General features: G+C 73.1%; 20 protein-coding genes. 11 read left to right on the forward strand and 9 right to left on the reverse strand.

What is annotated here, in order from left to right; all coding sequences use genetic code 11:
- Positions 1-40: 40 nt before the first annotated feature.
- Genes hutH through hutI form a run of 5 tightly spaced genes read left to right on the forward strand, consistent with a single transcriptional unit; the run spans position 41 to position 6843 of the window.
- Positions 41-1567, forward strand: a complete 1527-nt coding sequence (gene hutH / locus AB0M80_RS41215; RefSeq protein ID WP_364575802.1) for a histidine ammonia-lyase — start codon at positions 41-43, stop codon at positions 1565-1567.
- A 2-nt stretch (positions 1568-1569) separates the two neighbouring features.
- Positions 1570-3222, forward strand: a complete 1653-nt coding sequence (gene hutU / locus AB0M80_RS41220) for a urocanate hydratase (RefSeq protein ID WP_364575804.1) — start codon at positions 1570-1572, stop codon at positions 3220-3222.
- Positions 3219-4415, forward strand: coding sequence for an allantoate amidohydrolase (locus AB0M80_RS41225; protein ID WP_364575806.1), 1197 nt, complete (start codon positions 3219-3221; stop codon positions 4413-4415). The genes hutU and AB0M80_RS41225 overlap by 4 nt, the downstream gene beginning before the upstream one ends.
- Positions 4412-5701: a formimidoylglutamate deiminase gene (locus AB0M80_RS41230; RefSeq protein ID WP_364575808.1), complete on the forward strand. Its 1290-nt coding sequence runs from the start codon at positions 4412-4414 to the stop codon at positions 5699-5701. Before AB0M80_RS41225 ends, AB0M80_RS41230 begins: the two co-directional genes overlap by 4 nt.
- A complete protein-coding gene (gene hutI / locus AB0M80_RS41235) occupies positions 5689-6843 on the forward strand; it encodes an imidazolonepropionase (protein WP_364575810.1) in 1155 nt (384 codons plus the stop codon). The genes AB0M80_RS41230 and hutI overlap by 13 nt, the downstream gene beginning before the upstream one ends.
- On the opposite strand, the gene AB0M80_RS41240 is transcribed toward hutI, so the two are convergent.
- The 4 genes from AB0M80_RS41240 to AB0M80_RS41255 all read right to left on the reverse strand — a co-directional run bounded on the left by AB0M80_RS41240 (position 6827) and on the right by AB0M80_RS41255 (position 10311).
- Entirely contained in the window at positions 6827-7693 is an 867-nt protein-coding gene (locus tag AB0M80_RS41240; RefSeq protein ID WP_364575812.1) for a lipase, read from the reverse strand. The two genes, hutI and AB0M80_RS41240, sit on opposite strands and share 17 nt — an antisense overlap.
- 81 nt (positions 7694-7774) lie before the next feature.
- On the reverse strand, positions 7775-9193 hold the full coding sequence (locus tag AB0M80_RS41245) for a nitrilase-related carbon-nitrogen hydrolase (protein WP_364575814.1): 1419 nt from the start codon (positions 9191-9193) through the stop codon (positions 7775-7777).
- Between the two features lie 135 nt (positions 9194-9328).
- On the reverse strand, positions 9329-10105 hold the full coding sequence (locus AB0M80_RS41250) for a hypothetical protein (protein ID WP_364575816.1): 777 nt from the start codon (positions 10103-10105) through the stop codon (positions 9329-9331).
- Entirely contained in the window at positions 10102-10311 is a 210-nt protein-coding gene (locus AB0M80_RS41255; protein ID WP_086863938.1) for a hypothetical protein, read from the reverse strand. The genes AB0M80_RS41250 and AB0M80_RS41255 overlap by 4 nt, the downstream gene beginning before the upstream one ends.
- A gap of 41 nt (positions 10312-10352) precedes the next feature.
- Between AB0M80_RS41255 and AB0M80_RS41260 the strand changes: the two genes are divergently transcribed.
- The 3 genes from AB0M80_RS41260 to AB0M80_RS41270 are packed head-to-tail and all read left to right on the forward strand — an operon-like array spanning position 10353 to position 13349.
- Positions 10353-11060, forward strand: a complete 708-nt coding sequence (locus tag AB0M80_RS41260) for a dienelactone hydrolase family protein (RefSeq protein WP_364575818.1) — start codon at positions 10353-10355, stop codon at positions 11058-11060.
- Between the two features lie 46 nt (positions 11061-11106).
- Positions 11107-12678, forward strand: a complete 1572-nt coding sequence (locus tag AB0M80_RS41265) for a histidine kinase (protein ID WP_364575820.1) — start codon at positions 11107-11109, stop codon at positions 12676-12678.
- Positions 12675-13349 (forward strand): response regulator transcription factor, encoded by a 675-nt coding sequence (locus AB0M80_RS41270; RefSeq protein ID WP_364575822.1) that lies wholly within the window; start codon positions 12675-12677, stop codon positions 13347-13349. Before AB0M80_RS41265 ends, AB0M80_RS41270 begins: the two co-directional genes overlap by 4 nt.
- Here the strand turns inward: AB0M80_RS41270 and AB0M80_RS41275 are convergent.
- The gene (locus tag AB0M80_RS41275) at positions 13294-14430 is read right to left on the reverse strand and encodes an FAD-dependent monooxygenase (protein ID WP_364575824.1); all 1137 of its coding nucleotides are present in this window, start codon (positions 14428-14430) and stop codon (positions 13294-13296) included. The two genes, AB0M80_RS41270 and AB0M80_RS41275, sit on opposite strands and share 56 nt — an antisense overlap.
- Before the next feature lie 49 nt (positions 14431-14479).
- On the opposite strand from AB0M80_RS41275, the gene AB0M80_RS41280 reads away from it, so the two are divergent.
- Positions 14480-15022, forward strand: a complete 543-nt coding sequence (locus AB0M80_RS41280) for a TetR/AcrR family transcriptional regulator (RefSeq protein WP_364575826.1) — start codon at positions 14480-14482, stop codon at positions 15020-15022.
- Here the strand turns inward: AB0M80_RS41280 and AB0M80_RS41285 are convergent.
- Positions 15019-15564, reverse strand: coding sequence for an alpha/beta hydrolase (locus AB0M80_RS41285; RefSeq protein ID WP_364575828.1), 546 nt, complete (start codon positions 15562-15564; stop codon positions 15019-15021). The two genes, AB0M80_RS41280 and AB0M80_RS41285, sit on opposite strands and share 4 nt — an antisense overlap.
- Positions 15565-15624: 60 nt before the next feature.
- Here AB0M80_RS41285 and AB0M80_RS41290 point away from each other — a divergent pair, with 60 nt between their 5' ends.
- A complete protein-coding gene (locus tag AB0M80_RS41290; protein ID WP_364575830.1) occupies positions 15625-16095 on the forward strand; it encodes an Lrp/AsnC family transcriptional regulator in 471 nt (156 codons plus the stop codon).
- Positions 16096-16114: 19 nt separating this feature from the next.
- Here AB0M80_RS41290 and AB0M80_RS41295 read toward each other — a convergent pair whose 3' ends face one another.
- The 3 genes from AB0M80_RS41295 to AB0M80_RS41305 all read right to left on the reverse strand — a co-directional run bounded on the left by AB0M80_RS41295 (position 16115) and on the right by AB0M80_RS41305 (position 18283).
- Positions 16115-16894, reverse strand: a complete 780-nt coding sequence (locus tag AB0M80_RS41295; protein WP_364575832.1) for an ABC transporter permease — start codon at positions 16892-16894, stop codon at positions 16115-16117.
- The gene (locus AB0M80_RS41300; RefSeq protein ID WP_364575834.1) at positions 16891-17805 is read right to left on the reverse strand and encodes an ATP-binding cassette domain-containing protein; all 915 of its coding nucleotides are present in this window, start codon (positions 17803-17805) and stop codon (positions 16891-16893) included. The genes AB0M80_RS41295 and AB0M80_RS41300 overlap by 4 nt, the downstream gene beginning before the upstream one ends.
- Before the next feature lie 100 nt (positions 17806-17905).
- Complete coding sequence (locus AB0M80_RS41305; RefSeq protein WP_364575836.1) at positions 17906-18283, reverse strand: MerR family transcriptional regulator; 378 nt, start codon at positions 18281-18283, stop codon at positions 17906-17908.
- Between the two features lie 57 nt (positions 18284-18340).
- On the opposite strand from AB0M80_RS41305, the gene AB0M80_RS41310 reads away from it, so the two are divergent.
- On the forward strand, positions 18341-19138 hold the full coding sequence (locus tag AB0M80_RS41310) for an MBL fold metallo-hydrolase (RefSeq protein WP_364575837.1): 798 nt from the start codon (positions 18341-18343) through the stop codon (positions 19136-19138).
- The last annotated feature ends 144 nt before the right edge of the window (positions 19139-19282 follow it).

The raw sequence follows: 19282 nt of genomic DNA on the forward strand, positions 1-19282 counted from the left end.
AGGCATCCCACCAGCGGGAAGGACGTTGTCCAATGGGCCCATGCCGGAAAAAGTGCTCCTGGGCCCGGACCCCTTGACCGCCGCCCAGGTCGTCGACGTCGCCCGCGGCCACGCGCCCGTCGGGCTCACGGATGCGGCCGAGAAGAACCTCGCCGCGACCCGCCAGCACATCGAGAACCTCGCTCACGCCGTCACGCCCACCTACGGCGTCTCGACCGGGTTCGGCGCGCTCGCCACCCGGCACATCCCGGTCGAGAGCCGGACCGCGCTGCAGCGGAGCCTGATCCGCTCGCACGCCGCCGGCGCCGGGCCCGCCGTCGAGCCCGAGGTCGTGCGCGCCCTGATGCTGCTGCGGCTGCGGACCCTCGCGAGCGGCTACACCGGTGTCCGGCCGGGCACCGCGCAAGCGCTTGCGGCCCTGCTCAACGCCGATATCACGCCGATCGTCCACGAGTACGGCTCGCTCGGCTGCTCCGGCGATCTCGCACCCTTGGCCGCCGTCGCGCTCGCGCTCATGGGAGAGGGCGAAGTGACGTACCGCGGCGAGACCGTCGAAGCGGCAGAAGCGCTGAAACACGCCGGCATCGAGCCGGTCGTCCTGGCCGAGAAGGAGGGCCTCGCCCTCACCAACGGCACCGACGGCATGCTCGGCATGCTCCTGCTCGCCGCCGCCGACCTGCACCGGCTCTTCGACATCGCGGACCTCACCGCCGCGATGAGCGTCGAGGCGCTGCTCGGCACCGACCGTGCCTTCGCCGCCGACCTCCAGGCCCTGCGCCCGCACCCCGGCCAAGCGAAGTCGGCCGCCCGGATGTGGAACGCGCTGCAGGGCTCGAAGATCGTCGAAAGCCACCGCGGGCCGGACTGCAACCGCGTCCAAGACGCCTATTCGCTGCGCTGCGCCCCGCAGGTCCACGGCGCCGCGCGCGACAGCCTCGCCCACGCCGAGCTCGTCGGCGAGCGTGAGCTGATGTCTGCTGTGGACAACCCGGTCGTCCTCGCCGACGGCCGCGTCGAGTCCAACGGCAACTTCCACGGCGCGCCCGTCGGGTACGTGCTCGACTTCCTGGCCATTCCGGTCGCCGACGTCGCCAGCATCGCCGAGCGCCGCACCGACCGGATGCTCGACAAGGCGCGCTCGCACGGCCTGCCCCCGTTCCTCGCCGACGACCCCGGCGTCGACTCCGGCCACATGATCGCCCAGTACACCCAGGCCGCCGTGGTCAGCGAGCTCAAGCGGCTCGCCGTCCCGGCGTCCGTCGACTCCATCCCGAGCAGCGCCATGCAGGAGGACCACGTCTCCATGGGCTGGTCGGCCGCGCGGAAGCTGCGCAAGGCCGTCGACGGCCTGACCACCGTGCTCGCCATCGAGCTGCTGACGGCGGCCCGGGCGCTGGACTTCCGCGCGCCGCTCGAGCCGTCGCCGGTGACCGGCGCGGTCCGCGATCTGCTCCGCACCAAGGTTCCGGGCCCCGGCCCGGACCGGCACCTGGCGCCCGAAATCGCGGCCGCCGAAGAACTCGTCCGCTCCGGCGCCGTCCTCGACGCCGCCCGTCTGGAGGTCTGAGAATGTCCCGCGTCGTCCGTGCCGCCCGCGGCACCCAGCTCACCGCCAAGTCGTGGCAGACCGAAGCCGCGCTGCGGATGTTCCACAACAACCTCGACCCCGACGTCGCCGAGCGGCCGGAGGACCTGGTCGTCTACGGCGGCACCGGCAAGGCCGCCCGGAACTGGGCCAGCTTCGACGCCATCACGCGCGAACTGACCACTTTGGACATCGACGAGACGCTGCTGGTGCAGTCCGGCAAGCCGGTCGGCGTGTTCCGCACGCACGAGTGGGCGCCACGCGTGCTCATCGCGAACTCGAACCTGGTCGGCGACTGGGCGACCTGGCCGGAGTTCCGCCGCCTGGAACAGCAGGGCCTGACCATGTACGGCCAGATGACCGCGGGCTCGTGGATCTACATCGGCACCCAGGGCATCCTCCAGGGCACCTACGAGACGTTCGCCGCCGTCGCCAGGAAGAAGTTCGGTGGCTCGTTGAAAGGCACGCTGACCGTCACCGCCGGCCTCGGCGGCATGGGCGGCGCGCAGCCCCTCGCCGTGACCATGAACGACGGCGTCGCGCTCGTCATCGAATGCGACCCGCAGCGCGCGCACCGGCGCGTCGAGACCCGCTACCTCGACGAGGTGGCCGACGACCTCGACGACGCCATCGCCCGCGTCACCCGAGCCAAGCGGGAGAAGCGGCCGCTGTCGGTCGGCGTCGTCGGCAACGCCGCCGAGGTGCTGCCGGAACTGCTGCGCCGCGGCGTCGAGGCCGACATCGTCACCGACCAGACGTCCGCGCACGACCCGCTGTCGTACCTACCCAAGGGCATCGGCGTCGACGACTGGCACGACTACGCGGCGAAGAAGCCCGACGAGTTCACCGACCGCTCGCGCGAGTCGATGGCCGACCACGTCGACGCCATGCTCGGCTTCCTCGACCGCGGTGCCGAAGTCTTCGACTACGGCAACTCCCTGCGCGGCGAGGCCAAGCTCGGCGGCTGCGAGCGCGCGTTCGACTTCCCGGGTTTCGTACCCGCCTACATCCGCCCGCTGTTCTGCGAAGGCAACGGCCCGTTCCGCTGGGCGGCGCTCTCGGGCGACCCCGAGGACATCGCCGCCACCGACCGCGCGATGCTCGAGCTGTTCCCGGAGAACGAATCCCTCGCCCGGTGGATCCGGCTCGCGGGCGAACGGGTGGCCTTCCAGGGACTTCCGGCTCGGATCTGCTGGCTCGGCTACGGCGAACGCCACCTGGCGGGCCTGCGGTTCAACGAGATGGTCGCCAGCGGGGAGCTCAAGGCCCCGGTCGTCATCGGCCGCGACCACCTCGACTCCGGCAGCGTGGCCTCGCCGTACCGCGAGACCGAGGGCATGGCCGACGGCTCGGACGCCATCGCGGACTGGCCGCTGCTCAACGCGTTGGTCAACACGTCCTCGGGCGCCAGCTGGGTGTCGATCCACCACGGCGGCGGCGTCGGCATGGGCCGGTCCATCCACGCCGGACAGGTCAGTGTCGCCGACGGGACGCCGCTGGCCGCGCAGAAGCTGGAGCGGGTGCTCACCAACGACCCGGGCATGGGCGTCATCCGGCACGTCGACGCCGGTTACGACCGCGCGGCCGAGGTCGCCGGCGAACGCGGCGTGCGCGTGCCGATGCGGGAGGGCGAGTGAGCGCCTCGGGTCTGCTGGGCGAGCTCGCCGACGTCGGGCGCGACCCGAAGCGCGGCGGCTATTCGCGGCACGCGTTCGACGCGCCCGAGCAGGACCTGCGCGCGTGGTTCGGCGAGCGCGCGCTGGGCCTCGGGCTCGACGTCGACACCGACCACAACGGCAACATCTGGGCGTGGTGGGGCCCGCCGGGGCCGGACGCCGTCGTCACCGGCAGCCACCTCGACTCCGTCCCCGGCGGGGGTCCCTTCGACGGCCCGCTCGGCGTCGCCAGTGCTCTGTCCGCGGTCGAAGCCTTGCAGGCGCGCGGGTTCCGACCCGACAAGCCGTTCGCCGTCGTCGTGTTCGCCGAGGAGGAGGGCGGCCGGTTCGGCGTCCCGTGCCTCGGCTCGCGGCTGCTCACCGGCACGATCGACGCCGACAAGGCGCGGCGGCTGCGAGACGCCGACGGCGTGACGTTCGCCGAGGCCGCCGCGAAGGCCGGGTTCGACCCCGCCCGGGTGGGACCGGATCCCGGACGGCTCGGCCTGATCGGGAAGTTCCTGGAGCTGCACGTCGAGCAGGGCCGGGGACTGATCGACCTCGGTTCGCCGGTGGCGCTCGGCAACACGGTGATCGCCCACGGGCGGTGGCGGTTCTCCTTCACCGGCCAGGGCAACCACGCCGGCGCGACGCTCCTGGCCGACCGCGCCGACCCGATGCTGCCCGCCGCCGCGACGGTCACCGCCGTCCGGCGGCTGGCGTCGAGCGTCCCGGACGCGCGGGCGACCGTCGGCCGGCTGGTGCCGACCCCGGGCGGCACCAACGTCATCGCGTCCACTGTGGACCTCTGGCTCGACGCGCGGGTGCCCGGGGCGGCCACGCCGGCGCTGGTCGAGGACATCGCCCGCGCGGCGGACGCGGCCGCGCGGGAGGAGGGCTGCCGGGTGACCGTGACCCGGGAGTCCTATTCGGACGACGTCGTGTTCGACGACGCCCTGCGCCGCGACCTGGGCGGGTGGCTCGGCGGTCCGCCGGAGCTGCCCACCGGCGCCGGCCACGACGCGGCGATCCTCGCCGGGTTCGTCCCGGCCGGGATGCTCTACGTGCGCAACCCGACCGGCATCAGCCACTCGCCGGAGGAGTTCGCCGAGGCCGGCGACGTCGAGGCCGGGGCCAGTGCGCTGGCCACGGTGCTGGAGCGGCTGGCGCGATGACTTTCTGGTGTGCACAGGCCTGGCTCCCCGGCGGAATCGCCCGCGGGGTGCGGATCGACGTCGCGGACGGCCGGATCACGGCGGTGACGCCCGGCTCCCCGCGCGCGGGGACCGTGCTCGAGGGACTCACGCTGCCCGGGTTCGCGAACGGGCATTCGCACGCCTTCCACCGGGCGCTGCGGGGGCGGACGCACCACGAGCGCGGCACGTTCTGGACGTGGCGGGCACGGATGTACGCGCTGGCGTCCCGGCTCGATCCCGATGCGTACTACCGGCTGGCGCGGGGCGTCTACGCCGAGATGGTCCTGGGCGGGTACACCAGCGTGGGGGAATTCCACTACCTGCACCACGCCCCCGGCGGGAAGCCGTACGCCGACCCGAACGCGATGGGGCAGGCGCTGCGGCAGGCCGCGGCCGACGCCGGGATCCGGCTGACGCTGCTCGACACGTGCTACCTCACGGGCGGGATCGGCGTCGAGCCCGACGAAGTGCAGCGGCGGTTCTCCGACGGCTCGGCCGAGGCGTGGGCGGAACGGGTGGCCGCGCTGGAGGAAGACGACGGGTTCCGGGTCGGCGGGGCGATCCATTCGGTGCGGGCCGTTCCGGCGGATCAGTTGTCGCTTGTGGACAGCGCGCGCGTGGTGCACGTCCACCTTTCCGAGCAGCGAGCCGAGAACGAGCAGTGCCTCGCCGCGTACGGCCGCACGCCGACGGAACTGCTGCACGAGCGCGGGGTGCTGACCGACCGGCTGGTCGCCGTGCACGCGACCCACCTGACCCGGCCCGACATCGAACGGCTCGGCGCGGCCCGCGCTCGCGCGTGCTTCTGCCCGACCACCGAACGCGACCTCGGCGACGGCATCGGCCCCGCCCGCGCGCTGCGCGACGCCGGTGTGCGGCTCAGCGTCGGCAGCGACAGCAACGCCGTCGTCGACGCCTTCGAGGAGACCCGAGCCCTGGAACTGGACGATCGGCTGGCCAGCGAAGAGCGGGGCCGGTTCAGCGCGGACGAGCTCCTGGAAGCGGGCACCGACCACGCGGCCGTTGGCTGGCCCGAGGTCGGCGTGCTGTCCGCGGGCGCGGGCGCGGACTTCGTCACGGTGGCCTTGGATTCGGTGCGGACGGCCGGGATCGAGCCTTCGGGGGTCGTGTTCGCCGCGTCCGGTGCCGATATCCGGCACGTCGTCGTCGGGGGCCGTGAGATCGTGCGGGACGGCGCGCACCAGCTCGTCGAACGACCCGAAACCATCCTGGCGAAGGAGATCGAAGCACTGTGGCCCTCCTGATCACCGGCATCGGCGAGCTCACCACGAACGATCCCGGCTTGGGACGGCTCAGCGACGCGGCCCTGGTTCTCGACGGATCGGCAGTCGCCTGGGTGGGGGCCGCGAGCCAGGCGCCGGACGCCGACGAGCGCGTCGACGTCGAAGGCCGCGCGGTGCTGCCCGGCTGGGTCGACAGCCACACGCACCTCGTCTTCGCCGGTGACCGCACCGCCGAGTTCGAGGCGCGGATGGCGGGGAAGCCCTACACCGCGGGCGGGATCGCGACCACCGTCGGCGCGACGCGGGAGGCCTCCGACGAGCAGCTGGCGGCGAACCTGCGTCGCCATGTCGACGAAGCGGCCCGGCAGGGGACGACCTGCCTGGAGACGAAGACGGGCTACGGGCTGACGGTCGCGGACGAGGCGCGCTCGGCCCGGATCGCCGGGGAGGTGGCCGACGAGGTCACGTTCCTCGGCGCCCACCTGGTGCCGCCGGGTGCCGATCCGGAGTCCTATGTGGACCTCGTATGCGGGGAAATGCTCGACGCCGTCGCGGGAAGCGTGCGTTGGGCGGACGTGTTCTGCGAGACCGGTGCGTTCGACGAGGCGCAGTCGGCGAGGGTGCTGAAGGCGGCGGCGGAGCGCGGGCTCGGCCTGCGCGTGCACGGAAACCAGCTCGGCGAGGGCCCCGGCGTGCGGCTGGCCGTGGAGCTCGGCGCGGCGAGCGTCGACCACTGCACGTACTTGAGCGATGCCGACGTCGAGGCCCTGGCCGCGTCCGGCACCGTGGCGACGCTGCTGCCCGCCTGCGACCTGTCGACCCGCCAGCCACTGGCCCCGGCCCGGCGGCTGCTCGACGCGGGGGCGACGGTGGCGCTGGCCAGCAACGCCAACCCGGGCAGCTCGTACACGACGTCGATGGCGTTCTGCGTCGCGACGGCGGTGCTGCAGATGCGGATGACGATCGAAGAGGCGGTCTGGTCGGCCACGGCGGGCGGCGCTCAGGCGTTGCGCCGCACCGACGTCGGCGTCCTGCGGCCCGGCGCGCGGGCGGACGTCCACGTGCTGGACGCGCCTTCGGTGACCCACCTGGCGTACCGGCCGGGGGTGCCGCTGACGCACTCGGTGTGGCGCGCGGGTGTCCGGGTCACAGTGGCAGGGTGAACGGCGTGCACGCCGGCGGGTAGGCCGGGTCCAAGGCGTGCAGGATCAGCCCCGTGACGTTCGGGTCGATCGCCTGGCTCAGGTGCCCGGCCGCGTCCGCCGCGCAGAAGTCCTGCAGGACGATGTCGGTGGTGCCCGGTTCGCCGAGGATTCCGCTGGTGTAGGGCGTGACCACCTCGTCGTGGCGGCTGACGATGCTCGTGTACGACGGACCGGGGACGTGGACGCCGCCGCGGGCGAGGTCGTCGAGGAAGGCCGACGGGGCCAGGTACTCGGTGCACGCGCCGCACGCCGTGCGGAGGATCGCGCCGAGGCCGGGTACCGACGTGAGCAGGGCCTTGGCGAGCGCGTCGAGGCCACCGAGGGTGGTGCCGCGGTAGTTCGCGCCGAAGCCGACGAAGTGGGCGACCTTCGCCGCACCGCCGAGGAACTTCAGGTAGTACGCGGGCATCGTGCTGCCTTCGGAATGCCCGACGATGTCGACCTTCGCCGCGCCGGTCGAAGTGCGGACCCGGTCGACGAACCGGCCCAGCTGCGCGGCACTGTCGCGCATCGACGCGAGCCCGCCGACGCCGGGGCCGAGGATGCCGGTGCCGTAGGTCAGGGAGAACACGCAGTAGCCCTGGGCGGCGATCTTCGGCGCGTGGAAGGACCAGTTGACGGCGTCGTTCGCGCCGAGGCCGTGCACGAGGACCACGGGCTCCGGGTGCGTGGCCGACGGACGGCAACCCCAGTCGTTCCAGCCGCCGCCCGGCGCGGCTTCGGCCACCGCCGGAGCCGCCACACCGAGGGTGATGGCCGCGACCAGAGCGGTCAGGATTCGCTTGGCACCGCCGTTGGTGTCCCGCATTCCGTTGCCTCCGATTACCCGTCAGTAGGTGACGCAGATCATGATCGGTCACAGATCAGGGGAGGCGAGCTGGGAAAATGCTCAGAGTTGGCCGGCGTTCGTTGTGACGGGTGACAACGACGGCCTGCGGCTCGCGGTGACGATCCCGGCCAAGGCGACCAGGCCGCAGAGCCACGCGAACCAGTCGCCGAAGCGGGCGTACGGGGTCTTCCCCGGGCCGAACGGGACCTCGGCGACGACCACCGAGAACGCGCGGTCGCCGGTGTGGGTTTCGGCGAGCACGCGGCCATGGGCGTCGGCCAGCGTCGGTGTGCCGCGGGCGGCGCTCCACGCCACCGAGAAGCCGTTCTCGACGCCGCGGATCAGTGCCGTGCGGCTGTGCGTCCAGCCGTCGACGTCTTCGTCGGACGCCGGGATGAGGACCAGGCCCGTGCCGGCTTCGCCGTATTCCCTGCTGGGGTCGGCGAAGTTGACGTCCATGCACACCATGAGCCCGATCCCGGCGAAGCGGGCGAGCTCGGTGCCGGAGGCGAGATGGTTCGAGTCCCCGTTGTGCCACTTGCGGTATTCGACCGGGGCACCGGACGGCGGCACGGCGAGCGCGGCGTTGAACCGGCCGTCCGGCGTGGTGTCGAGGACGCCGGTGACGACGTCGAGGTTCCGCGTGCGAGCGACGTCCGTGAAGGCCTCGACGAGCCGCGGCCGGCTGGTCTGGTCCACCGCGAAGGCGGCCTCGGGGAGCACGACCGCCTGGACGCCGCCGGGCAGCCGGCCGATCTGGTCCACATAGGACCGGATGAGCGCCTGGCCGTCCGGCGTGGCGACGTCGACCGCCCAGCGGTTCTGCGCGGGGGCGATCAGGGCGACCCGCGCCGAGGGCCCGGTGAGCGGCGGGACGCTCACGAAGGTGAGCGCACCCAGGACCGCGGCCACGGCGACCAGCCCGCTCGCCCGGGACCGGGCGCGGCGGCCGGGGGCGAGGGCGGCGGCCACCGCGGCCGGGACGAACAGCACCAGGAACTCCACGCCCCAGCCCCCGGTGACCGCGGCGATCCGCAGCACGGACGGCCGGTCGGCCTGGGTGGTCATCAAGGTCCCCATGACGCCGGTCGGGTTCAGCAGCGAAACGACGTAGAGCGCCACGGTCCACAACGCGGGCGCGGCGAAGGCGGCGAGCAGCGCGTGATCGCGCCGGACCAGTGACCGGAAGAGCCCGGCGCACACCGCGAACAGGAGCGCACTCCCGCCCAGGATGCCCAGTGCGGCCGGCCGCGGGATGGAGAGGGAATGCCAGAAGTAGCTCCAGCTGCCGGCACTGCCCGCGAGGTAGGCGACGAACGCGCAGGCGAGCGCGGCGGCGCCGCGGACGCGCGGGGCGAGCAGCAGGATCGGCAGCGGCGCCAGCCAGGCGAGTTCGGGCAGCGGGTCCAAGCCCGTGCCGAAGAAGAACAACACGGCCGACGCCGCCGTCGCGACGATCGCCCACCCCAGCTTGGTCATCGTGACCCCTTTCGCCCGGTTCCGAGGGTTCCAGGCGGCACGGGCGAAGACACTGGGCTGAACCACCGGGTTTTGGTGGGGTTTACCCCACCCCGGTTCCTGGGGAGTTCCGGAAGCCGTCACCGGAGAGGGCGGCTACGGGATCTCCTTGATCGTCGCCTGAACGCGGTCCCGGAACCCTTCGGGCAGGCCGGAGAGCATCGGTTTCAGCGTCGCGCGCCGCGCCTCGCCCAGGTGGTTCAGCAGGTCGAGCGCCGGCGCCCAGAGGTCCTCGTCGGCGCTCGCCGCGGTCAGCAGCCGGCCGAGCCGGTGGGCCGGGAGCAGGCCGATGACGTGGTCGATGCGGCGCTTGTCGTCGAGCACGAACGCGATCCGCAGCAGGCCGGGATCGTCGATCTGCTCCAGGGCCCGCCGCACCGTGGGGTCGGGCAGGTGCCCGACGAACCGGCCGAGGGTGATCCAGTCCTCCTTGCGCGCCAGCTCGACGGCGACCGCGAGGACGGTGTCCAGGGGGATGCGGGTGATGATCGCGTTGGCGCGCCGCGGGTCGAGTTCCGCCGCCACCTCGGCGAGGAACCGGGTACCGAGCCGCTTGGCGACGTCGACGCCGCGCGTGACGTCGACCAGCCCGGCGATCCGGGCGCACAGCAGCGGGCCGAACACCTTCTCGGCGATCTTGGCGAGCACCCCGACGGGCACGACCCGCGCCGCCAGCGCCATCCGCTGCAGCGCGGCCGCGTTCGCGTCGAACAGCGTGTCGGTGACCTGTTCGCGGAACGCCCGCAGGTCGTCGGTGTCGACGCGCGCGAGGTACCCGAGCCGCTCGGGCTCGACGCCGAGGACGCGCGCCAGCTTCAGGATCTCGGCTTCGGCCCCGTAGTTCTCCGAGGTCCCCGTGTGCTCCGACGTCACAGGCCCACCGCCTTCCGGACCGCTCCGCGCAGCAGCGCGGGGACGTACCGAAGGCCTTCTTCGCCCGCTTCGGCGAGCGCTTTCGCCTGCCGTCTGCGCGCGTCGCGCAGCGCGTCGGCGAGGTCCTGCCGCTCGTGCTCTTCGAGGGCCTCGATGCCTTCGGGGAGGTAGCCGCCCAACTGTTCGGCGAGGGTGCGCTCGGCCATGGTGGATCATCATGCAACACCACGGGCGCTACCGTGCGGATATGCGCATCGAGACGTCCACCGTCCGTGTCGGCGAACTGTCCGCGTACCTGGCCCGGCCGGACGGCGGGGCGGCGTCCGGGCTGCTCCTGCTGCCGATGATCACCGGGATCGGGGAGCAGGTGCGGGCCTGGGCCGGCGAGCTCGCCGGCCGCGGGATCACGGCGCTGGCCTGGGACGTCTTCCACGGCGCCAGCACCGACAACACGTCCCGCGAAGACCTCGGTGCGAAGCTCGGCGACCTGCGCGACGAAGCCGCGCTCGCGGAGCAGACCGCGTTGCTCGACCACCTGCTCGGCGACCTCGGCTGCACGTCGGCCGGTGTCATGGGGTGGTGCCTCGGCGGCCGCTTCGCGCTCCTGCTCGCCGCCCGTGACCAGCGGCTTTCCGGGGTCGTCGCCTACCACCCGACGGTCCGCGACCCGGCGCCGCCGAACCACGACCTCGACGCTGTCGCTTTGTCGACAGAGATCACTGCGCCGGTGCTCGTCGCCTACCCCGAGGCCGACTCGGTCGTCTCGCACGAGACGTTCTCCCGGCTGCAGACGGCGTTGCAGTCACGGCCGCGCGGCGCGACGTTCACCCAGCACTTCCCCGGTGCCGAACACGGCTTCAGCGACTCCGCGCGGCACGGCACCGAGGTCAACGCCGAGGCGTTCGCGCTGTCCTGGCCGCAGACCCTGGCGTTCGTGGACACGCTGAAAGGTTGACTTTCGGCAGTGGTCGGCCGCCGGCCCGCCTTGTAGCTTCGAACCCGTGCGGGAGGTGACGAAGCGCAGGTGGCGGTGGGTGCTCGACGTCGGCGTCGGGCTGTTCCTCGCGTTCACCGTCGTCGTGGGCACGCTGGAGAGCCGGTCGTACGGCGAGCTGGCCGGCGGCCTCGCCGTCGTGGCCGGCTCGGTGGCGACGGCCCGGCGGTACCCCGCCCTCTCGCTCGGCGTCGCCTTGGCCGGTGCGCTGGCCGTGCCGTTCCCGTACGGCGACCGCGTGCCGGTGTGGGTGGTCTTCGTGCTGGTCGCGATGAGCTACCAGGCCGGGCTGCGGATGCCGCGCGCCCGTCCCGGGATCCTGACCGGGGTGGCTGTCGCGGTGCTCGGGCTGCCGCTGGCGCTGCTCGTCGGGCCGGACGGCCTCGGTGACTGGGCGGCGATGGTGGCGATCCTCGTGTTCGCCGGGCTGTCGCCGTGGCTGCTCGGCCGGTACGTCCGGGTGCGTGGCGAACTCGCCCGCACGGGCTGGCGCCGGGCCGAGGAGATGGAGAGCAGGCAGCGGCTGGTCGCCGGGCAGGCGCGGCTGCGCGAACGCGCGCGGATCGCCAGCGACATGCACGACTCGCTGGGGCACGAGCTGAGCCTGATCGCCGTCCGCGCCGCCGCGCTGGAGGTCGCGGGCGGGCTGGACGACGCTCAGCGCGACGCAGCCGCGCAGCTGCGGACCAGCGCCGCGGCGGCGACCGACCGGCTGCGCGAGATCATCGGCGTGCTGCGTGAGGACGCCGCACCGGTCGAACCGGTGCAGGGCGACCTCGCGGAGCTGATCTCCCGGGCGCGGGCCTCCGGGCTGCACATCGAGTCCACAGTGGATACGGCGGAGGCGCCGCCGATGGTCGCCCGGGCCGCCTACCGCGTGGTGCAGGAAGCCCTGACGAACGTGGCGAAGCACGCGCCGGGCGCCGCCGTCACGGTCCGGGTGGCCAGTGCCGGCTCGCGGACCGACGTCAGCGTGGTCAACGCGCCGCCGCCCGCCGGGCCGTTGCCCGGGGCCGCGTCCGGGCACGTCGGGCTGATCGGCCTGCGCGAGCGCGTCCGGCTCGTAGGCGGCTCGCTGCGGGCCGGTCCCCACGGCGGTGGGTTCGCCGTCACCGCGACGCTGCCGCACGAGGCCGCGCCGGGCGAGTTGCCGGAGGTCGCCGACGACGACGAGGCCGGGCCGTCGACGTCGGCCCAGGCCCTCGAGCTGGCCCGGCGCGACGTGCGGCGCAGCCTGATCCAGGCCGTCGCCGTCCCGCTCGCCCTGTTCGGGATGCTCCTCGCGATCGCCGGAATCGCGTTCCTCTACCAGTGGACCTCCTCGGAGCTGCCCGGCCCGGCCTACGACGGACTGCGGATCGGGCAGCCGCGAGCCGAACTCGCGTCGCAGCTGCCCGAACGCGAGCGCGTCGCCCGCCCGGTGCGGGGCGAGCCGCCGCTGCCGGCGGTGCCCGGCGTCGCGTGCGAGTACTACGGCACCGGGAGGTCGTGGCTCGACAACGACTACGCCGCCTACCGGCTGTGTTTCGCCGATGGGAGACTGGTCGCCAAGGACAGGTTCGCCGAGGGGGCACCGTGATCAGGGTCGTGCTGGCCGACGACGAAGCGATGATGCGGGCGGGGGTGGCGGCGATCCTCGGTGCGGACCCGGAAATCGAGGTCGTCGCCGAGGCCGCCGACGGCCGGGAAGCGGTTTCGCAGGTGCTGGCCACGCACCCGGACGTGGTGCTGCTGGACATCCGGATGCCGGGACTGGACGGCCTCGGCGCGGCCGCCGAGATCCGGCGGCTGCTGCCGGCCACTGGCGTGATCATGCTGACCACGTTCGGGGAGGACGACTACATCGAACGCGCTCTGGGCCTCGGCGCGGGCGGGTTCCTGCTGAAGTCGGGCGATCCGCGGGAGCTGCTGGCCGGCATCCACGCCGTCGCCGGCGGGGCCGCGTTCCTTTCGCCGAAAGTGGCGCAGCGGGTGATCGCCCGGCTCTCCGGCGGGCAGCTGGCGCGCGCCGCGGCGGCCCGTGAGCGGATCGCCGCGTTGACCCCGCGCGAGCGGGAAGTGCTGACGCTGCTGGGGTCGGGACTGTCCAACGCGGACATCGCGGCGAAGATGTTCGTCGTCGAGGGCACGGTGAAGGCGCACGTGAGCACGATCCTGACCCGGCTCGGGGTGAAGAACCGGGTGCAGGCGGCGATCACGGCGTACGAGGCGGGACTGGTCGGGGGAGACGCGGCGGCCGCCACCCCGTGATCCCCGCGCCGGCGCGGGCGGTCGCCTTGGCCGGGAGGACCTTCAGCAGGGCCGTGCGCAGTCCCGTCGCGACCGGGTTGGTCAGCTGCGGGCCGAGCCTGCCCATCCGGACGGACTCGCGGACGACCTTCTGGCTGCGTGGCCGTCGCTGCCGGTCGTAGCTTTCGAGCGCGGCTTTGACATTGTCCTCTGTGGACATCGTGTGGGCGAGCACGACGGCGTCCTCGATGGCCTGGCAGCCGCCCTGGCCGAGGAACGGCGGCATCGCGTGGGCGGCGTCGCCGAGCAGCGCGATCCGGCCTCGGGTGAACGTCCCGAGCGGGGTGCCGAGGTAGTAGAGGTCGTGGTGCAGCACGGCTTCCGGCGGAGTAGCGGCCAGCAGCGCCGGGATCGGCTCGTGCCAGTCGCCGAAGGTCTTCTCGAGGTCGACGGGCCGTGCGCCCGGTTCGGCGACGGACGAGATCCACCAGTAGACGTCGCCGCCGGTCAGCGGGAGGACGCCGATCTCGATGCCGCGGCCGAAGCTCGTGCTCAACCTCGCTCCGGGGTGGTGCGCGACGCCACGGAACGCCGTGCTGCCCGCGTACACCGGCTCCGGGTGGTCCGGGAAGAGCGCGTGCCGGACCCGGCTGTGGATGCCGTCGGCCGCGACGACGAGGTCGGCGCGCAGTTCTCCGCCGGTGAAGCGGACCAGCCCGTCTTCGCCGGCTTCGATGACTTCGGTGCCGGTTTTCAGGCTTTCGGCCGGGACGGCGTTCCGGAGGGCGGCGATGAGGTCGCGCCGGTGGATCGCGCCCAGCGGCCGCCCGTGCCGGCGTTCGAACTCGGCGCCGTCGTAGCGGGCGATCCGGCGGCCACGGGGGTCGCGGAACCCGCCTTCTTGCTGGGGGGCCAAGCGGTCCCCCAGGTCGACGCCGAGTTCGTCGAGGCAGCGCAGGGCGTTCGGCCACAGCGAGATCCCGGCGCCGACGTCGCCGAACTCCGGGGCTTTCTCGAGGACGGTGACCGTCCAGCCGACCCGGTGCAGCCCCACGGCCGCCGCCAGTCCGCCGATGCCGCCGCCGATCACTATCGCGTGCATATCGCCTCCTCTGCAGGTGTAGAGAACTCTACACCTGTAGAGTGCGGTTGTGGAGCGACGGGATGTGATCGGCGACGCGGCGATTGCGGTGCTCGCGGCGGAGGGGATGCGCGGCTTGACCCACCGCGCGGTCGACCGCGCCGCGGGACTGCCGGCGGGATCGACGTCGTACTACGCGCGCACGCGGGCGGCGCTGCTGGAGCTGACCATCGCGCGGATCGTCTTCCTGGACCAGGCCTCGCCGTCGCCCGGCGGCGACCTGGCGGAGTTCATCGCGGGCTACGCGCACGAGGCGATCACTTCGGGCCGGACGCGGATGCTCGCGCGGTACGAGTTCGCGCTGGAGGCCACGAGGCGCCCGGAGCTGCGAGCGGTGTACGACGAGGGCGGCCTGCTGATCCGCCGCCAGGCGGCCGCGGCGCTCGCGGCGGCCGGTTCGGCGGACCCGTCCCGGCACGCCAGGGTGGTGGTGGACTGGATGGAGGGGACGATCTTCGGCGCACTGGCGGGAACGGGCTCTCTGGCGCCGCCGACGTTGGAGTCGCTGGTCACGAGCGCCCGGGAGATCCTGGCGGGGATCGGCGTCGGTTAGCCGGTCGTCCCCAGCCCGGCCGTGAACGCGGTCAGGAGGGCTCGGCCGAAGTCCCACCGGCCGAGCCGGCTCGCGCTGTTGAGGTGCCCGGAGTGCCCGGCGCTGATCCGGTCCAGCCGCCGGGCCGCGCTCCACCCGCGGCCGGCGTCCGGGCTGTACGGATCGTTCTCGCCGGCCACGACCAGCCCGGGGATCCCGAGCGGCTCCGGGGCCAAGCCGGTGAACGTGCCGGCGGCGGCCGGGAACGCGGGTGCGGTGTCGTCGGGCGGAGCGACGAGGAACACGCCACCGGCGGCCGCGGGGTGGCGGGTGACCCAGGCGGCCGCGGCGAGGCAGCCGAGGCTGTGTGCGACCAGCACCACATCGCCGGGTCCGGCCCGGCCGACGGCGTGGCCGATGGCCGTGCACCAGTCCGCCAGGTCCGGCTCGTCCCACGACGCGGGGGTGATGCGTACCGCGGCGGATCCCCACTCCGCCTGCCAGAGACTTTGCCAATGCTCCTCGTCCGAGCCGCCGATTCCGGGGATGATCACGTAGCGCATGGCGGCCACTGTGCCGCACCGACCGGTGAACTTGGCTCGCCGCCGATGAACGGAAGGCAGATGGGGAACGAGACCTCGGCATCATTCGACGCGATCGACCGGGAGATCCTCGCGGTCCTCCAGCGGGAGGGCCGGCTCGGGGTCACCGAGCTCGGCCGGCGGGTCAACCTCTCGCAGCCGGCCGTGACGGCCCGGATCAAACGCCTGGAGCGGTCCGGGGTGATCACCGGCTACCGGGCCGTCGTCGACCCGGCCCGGCTGGGCCTGCCGATCCACGCCGTGATCCGGCTGCGGACCACGCACGCCCGGATCGCCGCTTGCCTCGAACACTTCGCACGGGTGCCCGACATCGTCGGCGTCTCGCGGCTCACCGGGGAGGACTGCTTCCTCCTCGACGTGCACTCGGCCGGTGCCGGGCGCCTGGAGGAGGTGGTCGACGGCATCGCCCGGTTCGGCGCGGTCACCACGTCGCTCGTTCTGCGAAGCTACGAACCGAAGGCGCTCCGGCCCACGGAAGAGTCCGCGCGGTGACACCGGAGCGCCTTCGACGTCAGGCGTCGCGGCGGCGCAACACCGCCGCGCCGGCCAACAGGGCCGCCGCGGCCCAGGCCGCGCAGATCACCAAGCCCACCCACGGTGCGTACGGTGCGACCGTCATCGTGATCGGGTTCGGCTGCCCCGCCTCGACCATCGCGTTCACCCCCGCGATGCCCGGGAAGTACGGCATCGCCTCGGACAGGCCCAGCGACGCCACGATCAGCGGCAGCGGGACCAGCAGCACGATCACCGACACCAGCGTTCCGGCCGCGCTGCGCAGGGCCCAGCCGATTCCCGTGCACAGCAGGCTCAGCAGCGCGAAGTACCCGCCCATGCCCGAAGCCGTCGTGAAGCCCGCTTCGAGCGTCGTCGGCAGGCCGTGGCCGTGCATCACCGCCCCGGCCAGAGCCATTCCCGCACACGACAACAGCACTCCGTAGGCGAAGAGCACCGGCGCCAGTACCGCCGCCTTCGCCAGCACCACCCGGGAGCGCACCGGCGTCCACAGCAGCGTCGAACGGATGCCGCCGCCGGCGTACTCGCTCGTCACGAACAGCGTGGCCAGCGCGATCACCGCGAACTGGGTCAGGTAGAAGCCGCCGCCGAGCGCGATCATGTGGGCGCCCTGCGGCTGGTCGCCGACGCGCTGGGCGATGGCCGACAGAGTGCCGTAGCCCAGCATCAACGCGGTTCCCGTCACCAGGCACCACCACGTCGCCCGGACCGACCAGAACTTCGTCCACTCCGCGGCCACCGCCCCGGACAAGCCGCCCCGTACTCCGGTAGTAGTCATGCCGACACCCCGTATTCCACCGAAGAAGCGGTCAGTTCCATGTACGCCTGCTCGAGGGACGCCGTCTGCTCGGCGAGCCCGTGCACGCGGATCCCGAGCTCGTGCACGAGGTCGCCGACCCGGGTGACGTCGAGGCCGTCGACCACCAGCTCGCCCGGCTCACCGGGGTGGGTCAGCCCGCCCTCGGCACGCAGCCGCCGGTCCAGCGCGTCGCGGTCGCCGTCGGCCGGGACGCGCACCGACACCGTCGTCCGCGAGTTGCCCGCGATGAACTCCGCGACCGGCGCGTCGGCCAGCAGCCTGCCCTTGCCGATCACCACGAGGTGGTCGGCGGTCAGCTGCATCTCGCTCATCAGGTGGCTCGAGACGAACACCGTCCGCCCCTCGGCCGCCAGCGACCGCATCAGCTGCCGCACCCAGCGGACGCCGTCCGGGTCGAGGCCGTTGACCGGCTCGTCGAACAGCAGCACGCCGGGATCGCCGAGCAGCGCGCCCGCGATGCCCAGCCGCTGCCCCATGCCGAGCGAGAACTGGCCGGCCCGCTTGCCGGCGACGTCCGAAAGCCCGACGGTCGCCAGCACCTCTTCGACGCGGCTCGCGGCGATGCCGTTGCTGCGTGCCATGGCCAGCAGGTGCTTCCCGGCGCTGCGGCCGGGGTGCAGGGCCTTGGCGTCGAGCAGCGCGCCGACCTCGCGCAGCGGGTGCCGCAGCTCGGCGTAGCGCCGCCCGCCGACCAGGACCTCGCCCGCCTGCGGGTGGTCGAGCCCGACGGTCATCCGCATGGTCGTCGACTTCCCGGCGCCGTTCGGGCCGAGAAACCCGGTCACCTGGCCCGGGGCGACGTCGCAGGTGAGCGCGTCGACGACGGTCTTATCCCCGTAGCGCTTCGTGAGCCCTCGAAGCGTGATCATTCGTTCCTCCCGGTTTCGCCTGTACCGGGAGTCTGGGGTTTCCGTGGTGGCGGAGGCATCGGACGACGGTCGCGGGCCACCCCCGACTTTCGGCAGGGGCCTAGGCGATCGCCGCCTTGAAGTCCGGGCACTCGACCAGCGGCACGTGGTCGCAGGTCGCGGCGTGGCGGAGGCTGTCGCGCATGCGGGTGAGCCGGGCGATGGCGTCGTCGAGCTCGGTCGCCTTGACCGCCATCCGGGCGCGCAGCGCGTCGTCGCTCGGCGTCGCCACGAGGAACCTGGCGATCTCCGCGATCGTGAATCCGGCTCCGCGCGCGCAGGCCACGAGATCGAGGCGGCGCAGGACGTCCGGGTGGTACGTGCGACGCAGGCCGTTGCGGCCGGCCGGTTCGACGAGCCCGCGCTTCTCGTAGAACCGCAGCGCCGACGGCGCCAGACCGGACTTTTCGGCGACTTCGGCGATGTCGAGCAGGGTCATCGCGACCTCCAGGCGAGAGCTTGACTTGAAGCGTAGTTCAAGTCGGACGATGACGGCATGAAGATCCACCACCTCAACTGCGGGTCCGTGCGGCAGATCGAAGCCCCCGGACTGCCCACCGCGCACGCGGTCAACCACTGCCTGCTCGCCGAAACCGAGCACGACGGCCTCGTGCTCGTCGAAACCGGCCTCGGCCTCGACGACGTCCGTGACCCCACCGCCACGCTGGGGGGCGACTGGGTCACCATGGCGCAGCCGTTGCTGACCGAGGACGAGACCGCCGTCCGGCAGGTCGCCCGGCTCGGCTTCGCGCCCGAGGACGTGCGGCACGTCGTGGTCACCCACCTCGACGTCGACCACTGCGGCGGCCTGCCCGACTTTCCGGACGCGCGGGTCCACGTCCTCGCCGCGGAGCTGGACGCGGCGCTGGCCGAGGCACCGAGCTTCCGGTACCGGCCGGCGCACTGGGCGCACGGCCCGAAGTGGGAGACCTACGAGCCGCCCGCCGGCGACGACTGGTTCGGCTTCGCTTCGGTGGCGCTGACCGGCGTCTCGGCGGACATCCGGCTCATCCCGCTCGGCGGCCACACCGCGGGCCACGCCGGGGTAGCTGTGCACGACGGCACGCGCTGGTTGCTGCATTGCGGGGACGCGTACTACTACCACCGCGAACTGGTGGCCGACCCTGAGCCGCACCCGGTGCTGGACGTCGTCCAGACCGGCTCGGAAGTCCATCACGACCTGCGCCTGGGCACGCAGGCCCGGCTTCGCGAGCTGGCGCGGCGGCACAGCGACGAGGTGACGATCTTCAGCGCCCACGACCCGTGGGAGCTGGCGCGCCTGGAGCGTGGCTGACCCGCGTCCGGGGTGACCGGGCGTATTCCTCGAGGGCGATCCGCGGGCTCTAGGTGTGATGTCCAGGGACGTTGTTCCGGGTTGGGCGGTGACGGCCTGTCGTGCTGACAGGTGAAGGCCTCCGGTTGTGAAGTGGAGCTGTCT

This window comes from Amycolatopsis sp. NPDC051045 (genome assembly GCF_040682955.1).
In the GTDB taxonomy this organism is placed as follows: Bacteria; Actinomycetota; Actinomycetes; order Mycobacteriales; family Pseudonocardiaceae; genus Amycolatopsis.